Origin of the sequence: Anabaena sp. PCC 7938 (assembly GCF_049315035.1) — a bacterium.
GTDB lineage: Bacteria > Cyanobacteriota > Cyanobacteriia > Cyanobacteriales > Nostocaceae > Anabaena > Anabaena cylindrica.
Map to the genome: position 1 here is coordinate 3,683,093 of NZ_CP186034.1, position 17,100 is coordinate 3,700,192.

Genomic DNA, 17,100 nt, shown 5'->3' on the forward strand with positions numbered 1-17,100 from the left:
GATCGCAGCTATAACTATCGGTACAGCTAGGTCATATTGTCTATAATTAGTCCTTTAAGCTTTATCTTCCAACTCTGTTGCCATTACACTTAATCAATTGATTATGCAACCACCCATTACAGTTAGTACTGTCCTGCAAAATCGTTACCATATAATTCACGTTCTTGGACAGGGGGGATTTGGTAGAACCTATCTTGCAGAAGACCAGAGGCGCTTTAACGAACTTTGTGCGATTAAGGAATTAACGATCGCAGTTAAGGGAGCTTCTAGTGAAAAAAAGGCAAAAGAGTTGTTTGAGCGAGAAGCTGCGACTTTATATCAAATTGAACATCCACAAATACCGAAGTTTCGGGAAAAATTTGAACAGGATCAACGCTTGTTTTTGGTACAAGATTACGTTGCTGGGAAGACTTACCATACTTTGTTAGCTGAACACCAAGCTGTTGGTCAATCTTTTTCAGAGACGGAAGTTTTAGAGTTGATGAACTCTTTATTGCCAGTTTTAGAATACATCCACAGTTGTGGGATTATTCACCGTGATATTTCGCCGGATAATTTGATTTTACGAGAAAGTGACAACAAACCTGTATTAATTGATTTTGGGGTAGTTAAAGAATTAGCTACAAGATTATATGCGCCAAATCAAAAGCAGGTAACTACTGTGGGAAAAATGGGCTATTCTCCCAGTGAGCAAATTCAATCAGGCAGAGCTTATCCCAATAGTGACTTGTATGCACTGGCGGTAACGGCCATTGTTTTGTTAACGCTGAAAGAACCGACAGATTTATTTGATGAAACTAAAGTGAGTTGGAATTGGCAGCAGTGGGTAACGATTAATCCGCGTTTTGCTGAAGTATTACAGCGAATGTTAAGCTATGTTCCAAGCGATCGCTTTCAAAGTGCGGCACAAGTGCAATTAGCTTTGCAATCACTAGATCAACCCCATGTTCCTCAAACCAATATCTCCTATGTACAAACTCTCGCTGTTGGTAATCGCCCGCAACCACCATCACCTCAAAAACCTCGTCCTGTAATTTATGCTCAACAAACTAGTCCAAAACAAACTAGTTCAATCCTCGATAAACCGTTAGCAATTGGGGCTATTGGCAGTGCTGTAGTTATCTTAGCGGGATTTGGTTCTTGGGCAATAGTCAAGTCTTTTCGCAATCAATCCCAACAACCATCAGAAGGAACATCTGTACCCCAGAATTTTCCCTCACCAGTAATTCCTGATACTACATTTACACTGTCACCTACACCTACACCGACTAATACCCAATCTGTTGTATATCAAAAACGCCTGAAATTAGGCAGGTTGAATACTGCTACAGTCGAGGATACTCTTAAAGTAAATGACATAATTCAATATAGTTTTGCGGCTCAAGCTGGGCAAAAATTAACGGTTTCTGTTGACCAAGGATCTGGGATTTTGCTAACAGTATTAACTCCCAATGGTCAACCAATTGATGGACAGTCTCAACCAGTTGCATCATATGAGGGCATCTTACTAGATAGTGGTAAATATATTATTCAATTAAGTCTGTCCGAGGGAGTGGCTGAAAGTTATTACAGTCTCAGTGTTGCTTTATCAACACTAACTACGCCTGTAGAGACACCAACACCAACGGAAACTCCTACACCTGTAGAGACACCAACACCAACGGAAACTCCTACACCTGTAGAGACACCAACACCAGCGGAAACTCCTATACCTGAAGAGACACCAACACCGACACCAACGGAAACTCCGACTACAGATGCAGAAAACAATAATCAATTACCTGAAACAACATCAACACCAGGATTTGATCAACAAAATTAACGCTAAGTTATAAGTAGTCCCTGCAAGAAAATTGCAGGGCAGAATTTTCGGTAAACAAAGGTAATTCTTGGTAAATAAATTGTTAAACACATTACTAATTGCAGGGACTGATACGGACGCTGGCAAAACTTTTTTGACCACAGCCTTGGCAGCTTATCGGCAAAAATATTACCCTCAAAGCAGCTTGGGGATTATGAAACCGATTCAATCTGGTGTCGGTGATAGTGAACTTTATCAGACTCTTTTTACACTAAATCAGTCGCCAGAAGAGATTACACCTTTGTATTTTCAAGCACCTCTAGCTCCACCAATTGCAGCAGCGAAAGAAAATCGTACTATAGATTTAGCTTTGGTTTGGCAGACTCTACTAAAGTTACAAAAGGAACGTGATTTTCTGCTGGTGGAGTCTTTGGGAGGATTGGGTTCACCAGTTACTGATGAATTGACGGTGGCAGATTTAGCGGGTGAATGGCGTTTACCAACGGTTTTGGTTGTGCCAGTAAGATTAGGTGCGATCGCTCAAGCCGTGGCTAATGTAGCATTAGCTAGACAAACTAAAGTTAATCTGCGTGGAATTATTCTCAACTGTACCCAACCCCGCACAGAAGCAGAAATAGCTGATTTAACACCACCACAGTTAATTCAATCATTTACTCACATACCCGTTTTAGGTTGTTTACCTTATTTAGAAAATCCCACTGATTTAGATAAACTTGCTGAAATTGGATCTAATTTAGACTGGGAAATATTAACGTAACCTGAGTTCGGAGTTCGGAGTTCGGAGTTCGGAGTTCGGAGACGCTACGCGAACGGAGTTATGATTTTTAAGAGCGAGAGAATAAGGGTTTGAGAGATTTTTTATTTGGAAGTCCCTTACTTGAGAAAATTTGATGGGTTAGGGAACTTATGTGGGTAACATAGAAAATGACACCTGTAGCCTAATTTTGTCTAAGTATGTAAACTTTTATTACGCAATTAAACATTTTTGGGAAAATTGGTTATTCAGGATCTAATTCTGTTCTCCTATTATTTAAACCCTATGCAAAGTGTCATTAATACTCCATCTCCTTGGCAACAACTAAAAAAGGGAGAAATTGACTGCCAACAAGCAATCAGTCTTTTGGTAAATGAGGCAGGAAAACTTAACTTGGAATTATTAGATATAGAAGTTAGTTATCGGTTTTTTAAATTATTTTCCAATCCCCAAGAATTACCTCCAGTCATTCCCCTCATACTTTGGCGTAACTGTTACTATTTGGGGAGTCCAGTGACTCTGATACCAGATATAATAAAGAAATTGTGCGATCGCACTTTCACTGAAATTAAAATTATTTCCATTAGCGAAAAAAGCTATAAATCTTGGTTTCTGACACAAAAACTCGACCTCAATAAAATTAGTGCAGATTCATTAATCAATCCCCTCACCAAAGAATCGGAAATAGAAAACATTTCCGAAGTTGCAGAACTCTATCTCTCCAAAGCATCTGACCAAATAGAAAGAGTCAAAACCCTTTTTAGTAGTGCCTTACGCAACCGCGCTAGTGACATCCACCTTGAACCAATGTCAGAAGGTTTAAGAGTCCGCTATCGCATTGATGGCGTACTGAGAAATATTACCACTCTCCCTTTAGAAGTGAGTCGGAGAATAGTTGTAGCCACCAAAGTCATGTCTGACCTAGATATTGGTGAAAGCCGTCGCCCTCAAGATGGGCGCATTAGCCAAAAGTATGCTGTCGGAGATTCATCAGACGTGGGATTAGATATGCGAGTTAGCACCCTTCCCTGTGTCGGTGGGGAGAAAGTGGTCATCCGCTTGCTACCCCAGCGCAATCCCTTCTCTGATATTACCAAACTCGGCTTTTCTGCATCTGCATTGGAGACTTATAAAAGCTGGTTAAGCCAACCCCAGGGGATGATTATCCTCACAGGGCCAACTGGTTCAGGTAAAACCAGCACGCTATACACCAGTTTGCAAGCAGTCGCCACCGAATCAGTTAATGTAGTGACAGTGGAAGACCCAGTAGAATATGTCCTATCAGGTATCACCCAAACCCAAGTCAACGAAGCGGCCGGTATGACATTTGCAGCGGGTTTACGAGCGATTCTCCGCCAAGATCCTGATGTGATTATGTTAGGAGAAGTTAGAGATCATGAAACAGCAGAAACAGCCGTTAGAGCCGCTTTAACTGGACATTTAGTGTTTACTACACTCCACACTAATGATGCTGTAGGCACAATTCCCCGGTTAAAAGATATTGGCCCAGATCCAGGTTTAATCAGCGATGCTCTTTTAGGTATTGTTGCTCAACGTTTAGTGCGTCGAGTTTGTCCCCACTGTACAGAACCCTACACCCCTACAACAGCAGATTTGCAAAAACTGGGACTAGAAGCAACACCAGCTACAACCCAAGGCTGGCGGCGGGGGAAAGGTTGTCCTAGATGCTTTGATTCTGGCTATTTAGGACGAGAAGCAATTGTGGAATTACTAAATGTAGATGATAGGGTGAGAGAGTTGATTTATGAAGGAACAATGACTCAGCTACATTCTTATCTCAAGGAGATTAAGTTTACTTCCTTTAGTGTCTCTTCTGCCCAAAAGGTAACAACTGGGGTGACAACATTAGAAGAAGTGCTAAGGGTTTTGCCTCATAGTGCTTTATCTCGCAAATATGCTGTTTGAAAATTATGGATTTAAAGAAGAAATCCCTTTAGGAGTCAGGAGTCAGGAGTCAGGAGTCAGGAGTCAGGAGTCAGGAGTCAGGAGTCAGGAGTCAGGAGTCAGGAGTCAGGAGTCAGGAGTCAGGAGTCAGGAGTCAGGAGTCAGGATGAAGAATATTTTTCTCTTCTGTTTCCTGCCATATCAAACATTATGTATCCTGAATGAATCCTTACAAAATCCCCTGTTAACTAATGTTTTGAGACTATAGACAGATGGAATATATCTTATGGAGTAAGATATGGCAATTCCCAAGCTTATGAAATACACCCCACCCGCGCTGTCGCGCACCCTCCCCTTGGTAAGGGGAGGGTTGGGGAGGGGTAATTTTGTATATCACGCTTAGTGGGAAACGCTATAAGCTAAAGTGGTAAGTATTCAGGATAGAGAATACTCCAAGTCAAGAGAATAAAGGCTTTTTAAGTCAACTTTGATGATTTTGATAAAATTTCACTTCTTTCTATTCTTCATTTCATAAGCATTCTGACTCCTGACTCCTGACTCCTGACTCCTGAATTCTTACGCTAAAGTCAAATCTATTTATATTTAGTTGTCTTCACAATGATTTCTACAATCCCAAATTCTTCTACTGAAAATCTTGCTAATGTGCGGTTTCAAATTCGTACTTTACAACCGCAATTAATAGAATGGAGAAGACGCATACATCAAAAACCAGAATTGGGTTTTCAAGAAAAATTAACGGCTGAGTTTATTTCTCAAAAGTTGCAACAATGGGGAATTGAACATCAAACAGGTGTAGCCGAAACTGGCATTGTCGCCATTATCAAAGGTGAAAAATCTCAGCATGGTAAAGTTTTAGCAATTCGTGCTGATATGGATGCTTTACCAATTAAAGAAGAGAATGAAGTGACCTATTGCTCACAGCATAATGGAGTGATGCACGCTTGCGGACATGACGGTCATACAGCGATCGCACTGGGAACAGCATACTATCTCCATCACCATCGTCAAGACTTTGCTGGAACGGTGAAAATTATCTTCCAACCCGCAGAAGAAGGGCCAGGAGGTGCAAAACCCATGATAGAAGCAGGGGTACTCAAAAACCCAGATGTTGAGGCCATTATCGGGTTACACCTATGGAATGATCTTCCTATTGGTACAGTAGGAGTCCGTTCGGGCGGTTTTATGGCTGCTGTAGACTTCTTTAACTGCACCATTTTAGGTAAAGGTGGACATGGCGCATTACCCCATCAAACTATTGATTCAGTCGTCGTTGCTGCCCAAATCGTCAATGCCTTACAAACCATTGTTGCCAGAAACGTCAACCCCTTAGATTCAGCGGTGGTGACAATAGGTGAACTCCACGCCGGCACCAGAATGAATGTCATTGCTGATACAGCCAGAATGAGTGGCTCAGTCAGATATTTTAATACTGATTTAGCTGGCTTTTTTAAACAACGTATTGAGCAAATCATTGCTGGAGTTTGCCAAAGTCATGGTGCAAATTATGAATTGGAATATATCAATCTTTACCCTCCAGTCATTAATGATATCGGGATGGCAGAATTAGTGCGAAATGTAGCCGAAGAAGTTGTAGAAACCCCTTTAGGTATCATCCCAGAATGCCAAATTATGGGTAGTGAAGATATGTCATTTTTCCTGCAAGCAGTTCCAGGTTGTTATTTCTTTTTAGGTTCAGCTAATGCAGAGAAAAAGTTAAATTATCCCCATCATCATCCCCGATTTGACTTTGATGAAACCGCTTTAGTCATGGGTGTAGAAATGTTTGTTAGGTGTGTAGAAAAATTTTTTAGCTGAACAATAAAAATATAGAAATTTAGGAGTATGGCTTATGTCACGCTCATTCTAGTAACAGAAGTTTGACGATCTAAAATAGGTTGACGAGTTTTCAAGTCAAATTTGTGACCATGGGGCAAAATATGCAGCTTCACACCACAAACAGCTAAGGGTTCATCTTTCAATATTTGATCCATATTGTTATATGTACCTTCTGATTCATCAACAATCGTGACTGAACCCTCACCAAAAACTTCTATCTGTCCATCGGATACTACCATAGCCGTATTTTCATCAATACCAAAGCCTAAAACTACAGGTTCTTGTACCAAAGCAGTAATTAAACGTCCCAAACGTCCGCGTTCAGAAAAATGCTGATCGATGACGACACCAGGGAGAAAACCAAGACCAGGCCCCATTTCCACAATGTTTAATCTGGCGCTGGTTTGAGAGTCACCTTCTACAATCATTTTATCTGGCATCACAGCAGCACCTGCACTAGTCCCAGCGACAACAGCACCTTCAGAATGTCTTTTGTGAATGGCTGCATCAATTTCAGTATTTTTGAGAATACTAGTAATCCTCGCTTGCTCTCCCCCAGTAAAAAAGATACCTGTTGCTCTATGAATTGCTTCTAATGCTGTAGACGAGGATGCATCTTCACGGGTCGTCGTATCAATGATACGAACTTCTGAAGCTCCTAAACGTTGGAATACTTCAATATATTTTTCTCCTACTTCTCTAGGTAATTCCGTTGCGGCTGTCATAATTACAATATTGGCTTTTACACCTCCAGCACGGCGGACAAACTCTCGTAAAATCGGTGCATCTCCGTTTTTTTCTTCAGCACCACCAATAATTACTAATTGTCCTTTGTTTTGATTCTCAGACATAATGCCTCTTGTTTTGAGTTATGTAATCTCAATAAAACATGATGGGAAAACAATGAAATCTTTCCTTTGGTAGATAACAAGGAACTGGCAACAGGAAACAGGGAATAAATAAATTATTTGTATTTCTCTTACTCTTTTTCTGGTTTCATCTGCTGAATGTGGGATATACAGTATTTTTCATTCCTATACTCTAGACCTCTCCGGAAAAGAATGTAGAGACGTTCCATGGAACGTCTCTACAAGGTTCTAGGATACGCATATTTAAATTCGGTCGATGTCTTTTGTATGGAAATGAATTCTAAAGGCTCTGCCTATATCTGTCGCAAAAGGAAGGCAGAGCCTTGTGATAGCATTCCCAGTCTCCGACTGGGAACGAGATATGGTAAGAATTTGGCTGTAAATTGAGACTCATGAGCATTGTGTTTTATCTTTACTGAATTCTGGGGTGATGTGGTTGAAATTATGCCCTGAGATAGCTGAAATTATCATTCTGTGTAACTAAACTTTAGTAATACAAAAAAGCCAGAATTTAAATTCCAGGGTGTTTAGAGAAAGGTTTATTATCAATGATTCAAACACAAAGCAGCGATGTCATCCGCATCAATGCCAGAACAACTGATGTCTTCGACATTTTTAATTTAAAATATTACATTGGTCCAAATCCCTATTTAGATAGAGGTGCATTAGTTTTTGATTTCGCTTTAACTGGGTTTGGAGAGCCACTAAAGATAGAAGAATATGTTGCCGATATTAGCAAGATGTATTCTCACTTAGGCAAGCAGACATATAATTCCTATGCTGATTTGTTTGCTCGTGTTGTTTCCGAAGTGGGAAAATTAGATATGGGTTTGCACCTCAATCACTGGAGTGTCAAGCCTGAGCAGGATTTTGTCAGAATTAGCATCCAATCACTACATGAACTGACAAGTAGAGCAGTAGTTTATTTTGTTTGGGATTGGTGGGAAACTATTACTCAACATGAGGAGTTTTTGTTTGAAGAAGGGTTGATAAAACTGCAAAACAGATTTCGTTTATCTGCTTACGGCGGCCCCACGGTTTATGCTTTATTCCAGACGGCTTATAACCAAGGTATTCCCGCTTTCTATTTATGGGAAGAGGGATTAATGCAATATGGTTTTGGTAGAAAACTGGTGCGGGGAGTAGCGACTACTTTTGATAGTGATAGTCATATAGATTCAGAATTTTCCACGCGCAAGGATGATTGTAAAGAATTTTTACACAAATTGGGTTTCCCGATTCCAGAGGGCAAAATTGTTTTTTCTGAACAGGAAGCTGTGGAGGTAGCCAGAGATATTGGCTACCCAGTTGCTGTTAAGCCGGTAGTAGGTCATAAAGGAATTGGTGTAACTCCTGATGTGCAGAATGTGAGAGAGTTGGCATCGGCTTATAGTAGAGCGTCGATAGCGATTCCTGAAGAACAGCCAAGGCGAATTATTGTGGAGAAAAGTATCAGGGGAAAAGATTTTCGGTTACTGTGTGTTAATGGTAGATTTATTGCTGCTACAGAACGCTGTCCGGCATCAGTTACGGGTGATGGTTCGGCAACTGTCAAAGAATTAATTAGACGGGAAAATCGCAAACCGGAACGTTGGGATACACCAACTTCACCGATGAGTAGGATTGAGATTGATGAGGCGCTAGAAAGGTATATAGATGAACAGGGTTTGAGGTTGGATAGTATCATTGAAAGCGATCGCACTGTTTATTTGCGTAAAGTTGCTAACCTTTCCGCTGGTGGCACAAGTATTGATGCTACAAAAATAATTCACCATGATAATATCATCCTGGCTCAAGATATAGCCCAATATTTTCGCCTCACTTGTTTGGGAATTGATATCATTGCTGAAAATATTTCTGAATCTTGGAAAACTGGTAACTTTGCTATCTTAGAAATTAACTCTGCACCGGGAATTTTAATGCATCTTAACCCGGCAATGGGTGAAAGTGTTGATGTTCCTGCTCAGATTTTGTCAACTTTTTTTCAGTCTGGTAGAGATTCCAGAATTCCCATTATCACTTTTAATCAAATTTATTTAAGTGAGTTACAATCAACAATTGATCACATTCTTTCACAACATCCTGAATGGACAATTGGGGCTATTTGTCGTCAAGGAATTTTCGTCAATCGTTCCCAAAAGGTATTGAGAAAAGATTACAATAGTAATGTCCAAACTTTGTTGCGTAATCCCAAACTTGATTTACTCATTGTTGAATACTCAGAAGATCTTCTGGAAGAAGATGGGATGTTTTACCAGGGAAGCAATATTGTTGTTTTGGATAATCCCAGTGAAACTGAGATGATGTTAGTCAGAGATATTTGTGATGATTCAATTGAGGTGATGAAGAAAGAACAAGAGGTTTCTATTCGCCGTCAAGGATTAATTGAAGATTACACGTTGGGTGCTGATGAACCTTTTACGAGGGTTTATTTGAAGGAAATTAGCTCGATTTTGTAACCAGAAATTGAAGAAGGAGTCAGTAGGGTTAAAGCGCAATGCTCATTGTTGTGAACTTAAATGGAAAATGTTGTAATGACGTTATATCAAACTTACTCAATTCTCGTTCCCATACTCTGTATGGGAATGAATTCTCAAGGCTCTGCCTTCCATGACTAATATTACGTTGTGCTATTCAGTTATAGTAGAGGCAGAGCCTCTCTGATGGCATTCCTAGTCAGAGACTAGGAACGAGATATTTTGTAACCAAAAAGTAATAAAAAATATTCACTTAACTCCGGTGGGTTATGCATACTTCGACAAGCTCAGTACAAGTCTTGCCTGCCCTTTAATCATAGTCATAATCTGATTCATATATCTCAACTTCTGTTGAAGGTGTAGCATCTGATAAATCGAAAGTATCATCTGTGAGGCGAATAATTTCCCCAGAGAAAAAAGTTGCCAGACTTTTAGCCGCATTTGCCAATTCGTCATGATCCCAAGTTGGCACAGGTGTTTGGGTTGGTGGGGGTGATAGGGTTTGGACAGGGGCTGTGTTAGCTGCTACAGGCTCAGTTATTGTTGGTGCTGGTGGTGGTTGGGTTTGTTGTGGTTGGGGTGCTGGTGCTGGTGTTAGAGGTTGAATTGGCTGGTTGTAGCTGGGTGTGGTTGGTGGCTGTTGAACGCGAGTGGAATCTTGCGGGGGAGGATTTTTTCTGGCTGAGGTGGAACCTGATGAAGTTGCTAGTTCTAAATTTACTAGGATTTCACGCTGAAAAGTTTTTTGAAAAGCTGCCTTCATCATTGGCAGGTCAGATTTGAGTGTTTCGTACCATTTTAATCCTTTGACAGCGACACGCGCTTCAATACCATTGAACTCTATTAGCTGGCACATTTGCCCTAATAAAGCTTGTCTGGAAGGCATGGGAAAATTAGCACGCACTTGTTGCCAAACTTGAGGTAAGTCATACTCTGATCCTGCCGCGATTTCCTGCAAAGGTGCGGTTTGATGTGTCACTGTTGGAGGATTAGCATATACAGGTTCTGGTGGTGAAGATTCTGTATTAGGTGCTGAATTGTGATTTGCTTGGGTATATGTTGGTGGTGGAGTAGCTGCTATTGATTGATGATTTGTTGGGGTATAAGCTGCTGGTGAAGATACTGCTGATTGATAGTTTGGTTGGGTATAAGCTGCTGGTGGTGGTGTAGCTGGTTGGTAAGAAGTTGGAGATACCGCAGGTGTATTTACTTGCTGAGGAATACTGGGCGCTTGTGGCTGAATATTGGCACTAGGTAATAAACCGAGTAATGTGACTTCTAACCACAAACGGGGCTGGGTGGTGTTTTTCAGTTGAACTTCTGCGGTTCTGAGGTGTTGCTGTCCGCGCAAAATGGTGGTTATGTCTAACCTTTGGGCAAAGTTAATTAGTGCTGTCCAGGTTTGTTGAGTACAAGCGACTAAATCTTGACGATTTGGGGCGGTTTTGGCTATGAGTAAATCTCGATAGAAGGCAGCGAAATTTTGGAGAATTATGATGGGTTCTCTGCCCCGATCTAGGATTTGCCTGGTAGAGTCTAGGACGATTTCGGAATTATCTTGAGCGATCGCATCTAACAAACCTAATAAATCTTTTTCACTGACTGAACCCACTAAATCCCACACTTGATCTGGTGTCACTTCCCCAGCAACTAAAGCTAATTGATCTAGTAAACTTTCCGCATCTCGCAAGCCTCCCTGAGCAAGTTGTCCTACTAAGGTGACAGCATCAGCAGAAATATTAATATTTTCTTGGGAAGCAATATGGTTTAAATGCTTCACCATCGCATCTAACTGAATGCGTCTAAAATCAAATCTTTGACAACGAGAAATAATTGTTGGTAATACGCGCTGGGGGTCGGTTGTCGCTAAAACAAAAACAATATGCTTAGGTGGTTCTTCTAGTGTCTTCAGTAACGCATTAAAGGCTGCGGTACTTAACATATGACAATTATGGACTAGAAGCCCGTTAGCTACAAAGTTATGATTATCCTCAACTTCAATATCATAGACTTGCTCAACTCCAGCGAGGTGAACAGATTCGACCTTCTCCAAATTTGTAGTCCATTGCGGGTATGGAATATCCACATTCACAGGAGATAGTATCTTCACACCTTCTTTTACGTCTCTTGCTGGTATCCATCCCTGCTCTGTTCTGATTAAATGATTACTTGTGCATCTAATGTCGCGGTTAGTGGTTTTGATAACTAAGGTTTGCTTTTCTCCTTGGTCTAACCAACGAACAATTTTTTTGAATTCCCACTTGCCAGATGAATCATTGTAACTAAGGACTTTCTTGCCTTCAATACTGGGGTTATCAATGCGAACAAGCCCTTCATCGGTTAAAACCAATGAATCTCCTGTGAGGCATTCATCAATTACATAAACCTTGTAGCGACACTGCACAGGGGCAAATTGTGCCTTTTCAATTAATTCTCTGATATTATCGACACCAGTGTTACTAGCAGCGTCGATTTCTATGACATCGAGAGAATAGCTTTTAGCAATGCCTTGACAACTATCACAAACTCCACAGGGTTCAGCAGTTGGTTTGTCACTTTTAAGACAATTTAAAGATTTTGCCAAAATTCGGGCGCTAGAAGTTTTCCCCGTACCTCTGGGGCCAGTGAATAAATAGGCAGGGGCAATTTTAGATGAGCCAATCGCATTGGTGAGGGTAGTAGCGATCGCTTCTTGTCCCACCAATTCAGCAAAACTTTTCGGGCGATACTTGTGGTGTAGGGGTTCGTAAGACATGGAGAGAAATTTCAATGCCCTTGATAGTTAATTCGTAGCACCCAGTCGAGTGCGGGGTTTAACTATTTTAACAACTCATGGCGATTTCCCCCTTGAGAAAAATTTATGCTAGTAAATTTACTTATTACAAATAAATGAATGTGATTTTTATGATTTATAGTTCCTAGTCTCCAGTCGAGAATGGATAGCGGCTTGTCCCCCACATCGCTAAAATTTTAGAAGCAACACTCAATGGTGCAGCAGATGCTCAAGCGGCTAATTCAGTGGCTGAAAAAATTTTTTCAGCCGTTCTTTCGTAACAAACAAAATTTCATTCCACTCACAAAAGATGTGCAGAAAGAAGTAGCACCACTGCTAAGTGATACGGATTTAGAATTTCTGTTCACAGAACTTTTGGCAGGAGTTCATCAAGCTAGAGGCCAGGCTTGGGCGCAAAACTGGTTACATAAAATTGAGCATCGCGTCACGACTCAACGATGGCTAGACTGGCTAAAACAGTTTGGCGAAAAATTATTAACATCTCGTACACCCAATAATGAATTAGCGGCGCGGTTAGTACAGCTAGGTGAGTTAGACATTGGTGAAATTGGCGACCTTGCCTATGATATTGGAATGCAGTTGTTGACACGCAATCAAGGTGAACCGATTTGGGAATATGACGGGCCAGATACTATCAGCCCAACTACTTCAGCGTCGTCAATCACCTATGTAGTATCAACAGAAGCAGATGACGGGAATTTTCTAGATGAAGAATACCAAACTCTAACCTGGGATGAATTGTTTGTGATGTTGCAGGAGGATCAAAGCCTCCGTCAGCAAATTGCCCAAGATCTGGCAATTGAAACTGATGATCCAGAAATTATTATCCAGACACTTTTGAATCAATCCCAGACATCTGTTGAGTAGTACTGAGTATTGAGTATTACGTGCCGAATAGTAGGAGTAATTTTTGTTTACTGATAAAGTTTTGTATAGTTTTTATTGCTATATCAACGCAGTCTAGGTTAATTGCCAGGTCTGTTAGGTGATTCATGATTTTTTTGACACAACGATGGCTACAATCTAGGAGAAAGAAAATCCAAGAATGTGGCAAATGCTCAGGTGGCTATTGCAGTGGCTTAACAGTTTTTTGAAGTACCCTTTTCACAGTCGTCGGACTCATGATGCCGACGCTGATAAGGGATATAGGGTGGTAAACTCTCCACCAGAATTAACCAATGCGGATCTGGAAGTTTTGTTTAACCAGCTGCTGGAAGGTGTGCATCAAGCACGAGGACAACAATGGGCGCTGAAGTATTTGCAGCGGATGGAACCTCGGATTACTGTTGAACGCTGGATAGATTGGCTGCTGATATTTGGTGAAAAATTGTTAGCGTCACCAGCGCCAAATAATCAGATAGCAACGCGGATGGTGCAACTAGGTGAACTAAATGTCGGCAGAGTTGGTGAACTTGCGGCTGAAATTGGTATCCAATTATTGAGACGTGATTTCTTAAATCAAGAATATGTATCAAATTCTGAACCAGTAGAGGTGACAGCCGCAGCAGCAGTAAAGCCATTGCTAGAAGAGACTCCTGGGCAAAAATTGCTGAGAGATTTGGGTGAAAAGTTATGGGAACATGATCAAGATGAAACTGTCCATACCTCAGCCGCATCCCCAATATTGGAGCAGATATGGGTTAACTCAGAAGAATTGAGTTATGAAGATGCTCAAGCAGATTTATCTGAGGCTGTGGTTTTTGAATATGTTGGAGAAGAAGCTTCAACAGTTGAGGAATTAGAAGAAGTTGCATCTTCTTCTTTGACAGAGAATTGGGATCGATCGCTTGTAAATTTAGAGCCGCAGGTTGCACACACTCTAGATGAGTTGGTGGTGCGGTTGGAGCAAAGTACTAATTTAGTTCAACAACTAGCTTCGGAACTAGCAATCCGTGAAAGCCAAGCCATTATTGAACGGCCATCGTTTCAATTGACTGTGACTAATCAGGCTCAAGCATGGTTTTACCAAGGTTTGCAGCAAGCTAAATCTGGGGATTTATTGGGAGCATTGGCTTTTTATAACCAAGCTACTAAAATGCAACCAGAAGATCATGAATATTGGTTTAACCAAGGGTTGACACTATTTCATTTACAACGGCTCACCGAAGCGATCGCAGCTTATGACCAAGCTCTGAGTCTAAAACCTGATTTCCACAAGGCCTGGTACAACAGAGGGGGTATTCTAGGGGAGTTTGGAGACTTTGATAATGCGATCGCTTCTTTTGATCAAGCTATCCAATTTAAACCCGATTACCAAGAAGCTTGGTCTAGTCGCGGTTTAGCACTGCTGAAGTTAGGACTAATTTGGGAAGCCATTTCTAGTTATGACCAAGCCCTGAAATTACAACCCCATGACCAAGAAACCTGGTATTACAGAGGGGTAGCCCTAGCGGTGGGTGAACAATACGAAGATGCGATCGCATCCTATGACCGAGCCATAGATATCCAACCCGACTATCACGAAGTCTGGATTGATCGGGGTGTGGTGTTATTTAGCTTAAAACGTTGGTCAGAAGCCATTGAATCCTGGGATCAAGCCTTGTCAATTCAACCTGACGTTTACCTAGCTTGCTATAACCGAGGCATAGCCTTAGAGAACCTAGGAAGACGTGAAGAAGCCATCACTTCCTATCAACAAGCCATAACTATTAAGCCTGATTTTCATCCCGCCTGGTACAACCAAGCCGTAGCCCTATTTTACTTAGATAGATTTCCTGAAGCGATCGCTTGCTATGATAGCGCCTTAGAAATCAAACTAGACTACTGGGAAGCGTGGCTAGGTCGCGCTGGAGCCGTTGCTAACTTAGTTAATGACAAATTACCCCTGAATATACCCAGTAGCATCGCAGCATCCAACCCAGCCCTCAATCAGCGCGGCTATGAAGGTAAATTAGCCACATATCAAGAAGGATTAAAATATCTTCGTCCCGATACCCACCCCGAAGGTTGGGGAAGATTGCATCTAGCAATGGGCAATACACACTACGAACAAGGTAAAAAACAACCCATCCCCCGCTATTTTTGGCAAAAAGCAGTATCTGAATACCAACAAGCACTATTAACTCTCACAGCAGAAGATTTTTCAGAATTGCATCTAGATGTTTTGCAATCTCTAACCAAAACACTCGTAGGTTTAGGACAAACAGCATCAGCCCAAGAAATACAACAACAAGGACTAGATTTATTACAACAATTACTCAATCAAACAACCCGTCCTGAACAAAGTAAAAAACAACTAGCTCTCAAATTTGCAGGACTAAAGCAATTGGCCGTTGATTTAGCCGTAAATGTTGGTGATTTAGTAGAAGCTTGGGAAATTGCCGAACAAGGTAAAAATACCTGTTTAAAATTACTGCTTTCTAGTTGGAGTGAAGAAATTTATTTCCCTAACTATGATGCAATTCAACAACTACTTAATCCAACAACAGCAATAATCTACTGGCATCTCAGCCCAGCAGCTTTACACACATTTATTATAAAAGATCAAGCCCCTTCACCCATTCTTTTATTAACGCCAATACAAGATATAGAAGCCATACCTGAAGCAGTAAAACGCTTAGTTGAATTTGAAGCCTGGTTAGAAAATTGGCAAAAAGAATATCCAGCAAATAATCACTATCATTCTCGTAATTGGGAGATAGAGCAGAGGTTATTAAAACTGCAAAACATTCTAAATATTTCCACAATTATTCAGGAACTTGAATGTATCACTAACCTGATTTTAATTCCCCATCGTGATTTACATAAATTGCCGCTGCAAGCACTATTTCCTCTTCATCAGCCAGATTTGCCAAATTACACCATCAACTATTTACCCAGTATTCAAATAGGGCTTAACCTGAAAACAAATTCATTATCAAATTGGCAACAACAAAAATTTCTGAGTGTAGAAAATCCCGCAAGCTTAGATAATAAAGACTCTTCGGAGTTTGCATCTGTAATTGTGAGACAGATGTTTGATTATGCCCAGCATATCAAAGGTACACAAGTCACCAGAGATAATTTAGAAAATGCTTTAGTGGCAGATTACAACATCTTTCATTTTACTGGCCATGCTATTAACAATTTGAGTGAAGTCCGAAAATCTGCTTTGGTATTAGCCAATGAAGACAAACTGACTTTAGAACAAATTAACCAACAGACTTTTACAAATTACAATCTTTTTACCCTCACCAATTCTGAAAATGTGATTAATAAAAATCAGAATATCAGCGGTGAGTATGTAGGTTTAGCCACTGGTTTATTAAATGCAGGTGTTCCCTATGTGGTAAGTACAATTTGGACTGTAGAATCATCGGTAACTAATTTAGTAATTATAGAGTTTTACCGCAGATTACTTACTCATCATTCACCAATTATATCCTTAGCTGAAGCAACAACTTGGTTGAGAAATATAACAGTTGTAGAACTAATTGCATGGTATGAAGATTTATTACCTAATTTGCATCCAGAAGAATTCCAACTCAGAAACTATGTAGCCACACAAATTGATAAACATAGCAAATTAGCATCTTATAAACAGCCTTACAATAATCCTTATTACTGGGCAACATTTATCATTACAGGATGTAATTGAACAAGGAAAAATTGAGTTTGTAACAAAATAACCCTGATGTCATTAA

Annotated in this window: 10 protein-coding genes; 8 read left to right on the forward strand and 2 right to left on the reverse strand. The window is 40.6% G+C overall.

All coding sequences use genetic code 11. The features are described 5' to 3' along the window. Positions 1 to 103: 103 nt before the first annotated feature. From ACOWPH_RS16920 to ACOWPH_RS16940, 5 genes are all read left to right on the forward strand, one after another. Positions 104 to 1,822 (forward strand): protein kinase domain-containing protein, encoded by a 1,719-nt coding sequence (locus tag ACOWPH_RS16920; RefSeq protein WP_015216544.1) that lies wholly within the window; start codon positions 104 to 106, stop codon positions 1,820 to 1,822. Between the two features lie 79 nt (positions 1,823 to 1,901). Continuing rightward, a complete protein-coding gene (gene bioD, locus ACOWPH_RS16925; protein ID WP_042466144.1) occupies positions 1,902 to 2,579 on the forward strand; it encodes a dethiobiotin synthase in 678 nt (225 codons plus the stop codon). Positions 2,580 to 2,861: 282 nt separating this feature from the next. Then, positions 2,862 to 4,502, forward strand: a complete 1,641-nt coding sequence (locus ACOWPH_RS16930) for a GspE/PulE family protein (RefSeq protein ID WP_015216546.1) — start codon at positions 2,862 to 2,864, stop codon at positions 4,500 to 4,502. Next, on the forward strand, positions 4,492 to 4,749 hold the full coding sequence (locus ACOWPH_RS16935) for a hypothetical protein (protein ID WP_042465324.1): 258 nt from the start codon (positions 4,492 to 4,494) through the stop codon (positions 4,747 to 4,749). The genes ACOWPH_RS16930 and ACOWPH_RS16935 overlap by 11 nt, the downstream gene beginning before the upstream one ends. Before the next feature lie 350 nt (positions 4,750 to 5,099). Further along, positions 5,100 to 6,317 carry a M20 family metallopeptidase gene (locus ACOWPH_RS16940; RefSeq protein ID WP_015216547.1) on the forward strand — a complete coding sequence of 406 codons (1,218 nt, stop codon included), beginning with the start codon at positions 5,100 to 5,102 and terminating at the stop codon, positions 6,315 to 6,317. A 32-nt stretch (positions 6,318 to 6,349) separates the two neighbouring features. Here ACOWPH_RS16940 and ACOWPH_RS16945 read toward each other — a convergent pair whose 3' ends face one another. Further along, positions 6,350 to 7,189, reverse strand: coding sequence for a cyanophycinase (locus ACOWPH_RS16945; protein WP_015216548.1), 840 nt, complete (start codon positions 7,187 to 7,189; stop codon positions 6,350 to 6,352). A 566-nt stretch (positions 7,190 to 7,755) separates the two neighbouring features. Between ACOWPH_RS16945 and ACOWPH_RS16950 the strand changes: the two genes are divergently transcribed. Further along, on the forward strand, positions 7,756 to 9,666 hold the full coding sequence (locus tag ACOWPH_RS16950; RefSeq protein WP_015216549.1) for an acetate--CoA ligase family protein: 1,911 nt from the start codon (positions 7,756 to 7,758) through the stop codon (positions 9,664 to 9,666). Between the two features lie 328 nt (positions 9,667 to 9,994). Here ACOWPH_RS16950 and dnaX read toward each other — a convergent pair whose 3' ends face one another. Further along, entirely contained in the window at positions 9,995 to 12,439 is a 2,445-nt protein-coding gene (gene dnaX, locus ACOWPH_RS16955; RefSeq protein ID WP_015216550.1) for a DNA polymerase III subunit gamma/tau, read from the reverse strand. Positions 12,440 to 12,670: 231 nt separating this feature from the next. Between dnaX and ACOWPH_RS16960 the strand changes: the two genes are divergently transcribed. Then, the gene (locus ACOWPH_RS16960; RefSeq protein WP_015216551.1) at positions 12,671 to 13,345 is read left to right on the forward strand and encodes a hypothetical protein; all 675 of its coding nucleotides are present in this window, start codon (positions 12,671 to 12,673) and stop codon (positions 13,343 to 13,345) included. 178 nt (positions 13,346 to 13,523) lie between these two features. Next, entirely contained in the window at positions 13,524 to 17,054 is a 3,531-nt protein-coding gene (locus tag ACOWPH_RS16965) for a CHAT domain-containing protein (RefSeq protein ID WP_015216552.1), read from the forward strand. Positions 17,055 to 17,100: the final 46 nt, after the last annotated feature.

Coding starts and splice junctions, on each gene's coding strand:
- ACOWPH_RS16920 (WP_015216544.1), top strand. CDS start 104: ATGCAACCACCCATTACAGTTAGTACTGTCCTGCAAAATCGTTACCAT.
- ACOWPH_RS16930 (WP_015216546.1), top strand. CDS start 2,862: ATGCAAAGTGTCATTAATACTCCATCTCCTTGGCAACAACTAAAAAAG.
- ACOWPH_RS16935 (WP_042465324.1), top strand. CDS start 4,492: ATGCTGTTTGAAAATTATGGATTTAAAGAAGAAATCCCTTTAGGAGTC.
- ACOWPH_RS16940 (WP_015216547.1), top strand. CDS start 5,100: ATGATTTCTACAATCCCAAATTCTTCTACTGAAAATCTTGCTAATGTG.
- ACOWPH_RS16945 (WP_015216548.1), bottom strand. CDS start 7,189: ATGTCTGAGAATCAAAACAAAGGACAATTAGTAATTATTGGTGGTGCT.
- ACOWPH_RS16950 (WP_015216549.1), top strand. CDS start 7,756: ATGATTCAAACACAAAGCAGCGATGTCATCCGCATCAATGCCAGAACA.
- dnaX (WP_015216550.1), bottom strand. CDS start 12,439: ATGTCTTACGAACCCCTACACCACAAGTATCGCCCGAAAAGTTTTGCT.
- ACOWPH_RS16960 (WP_015216551.1), top strand. CDS start 12,671: ATGGTGCAGCAGATGCTCAAGCGGCTAATTCAGTGGCTGAAAAAATTT.
- ACOWPH_RS16965 (WP_015216552.1), top strand. CDS start 13,524: ATGTGGCAAATGCTCAGGTGGCTATTGCAGTGGCTTAACAGTTTTTTG.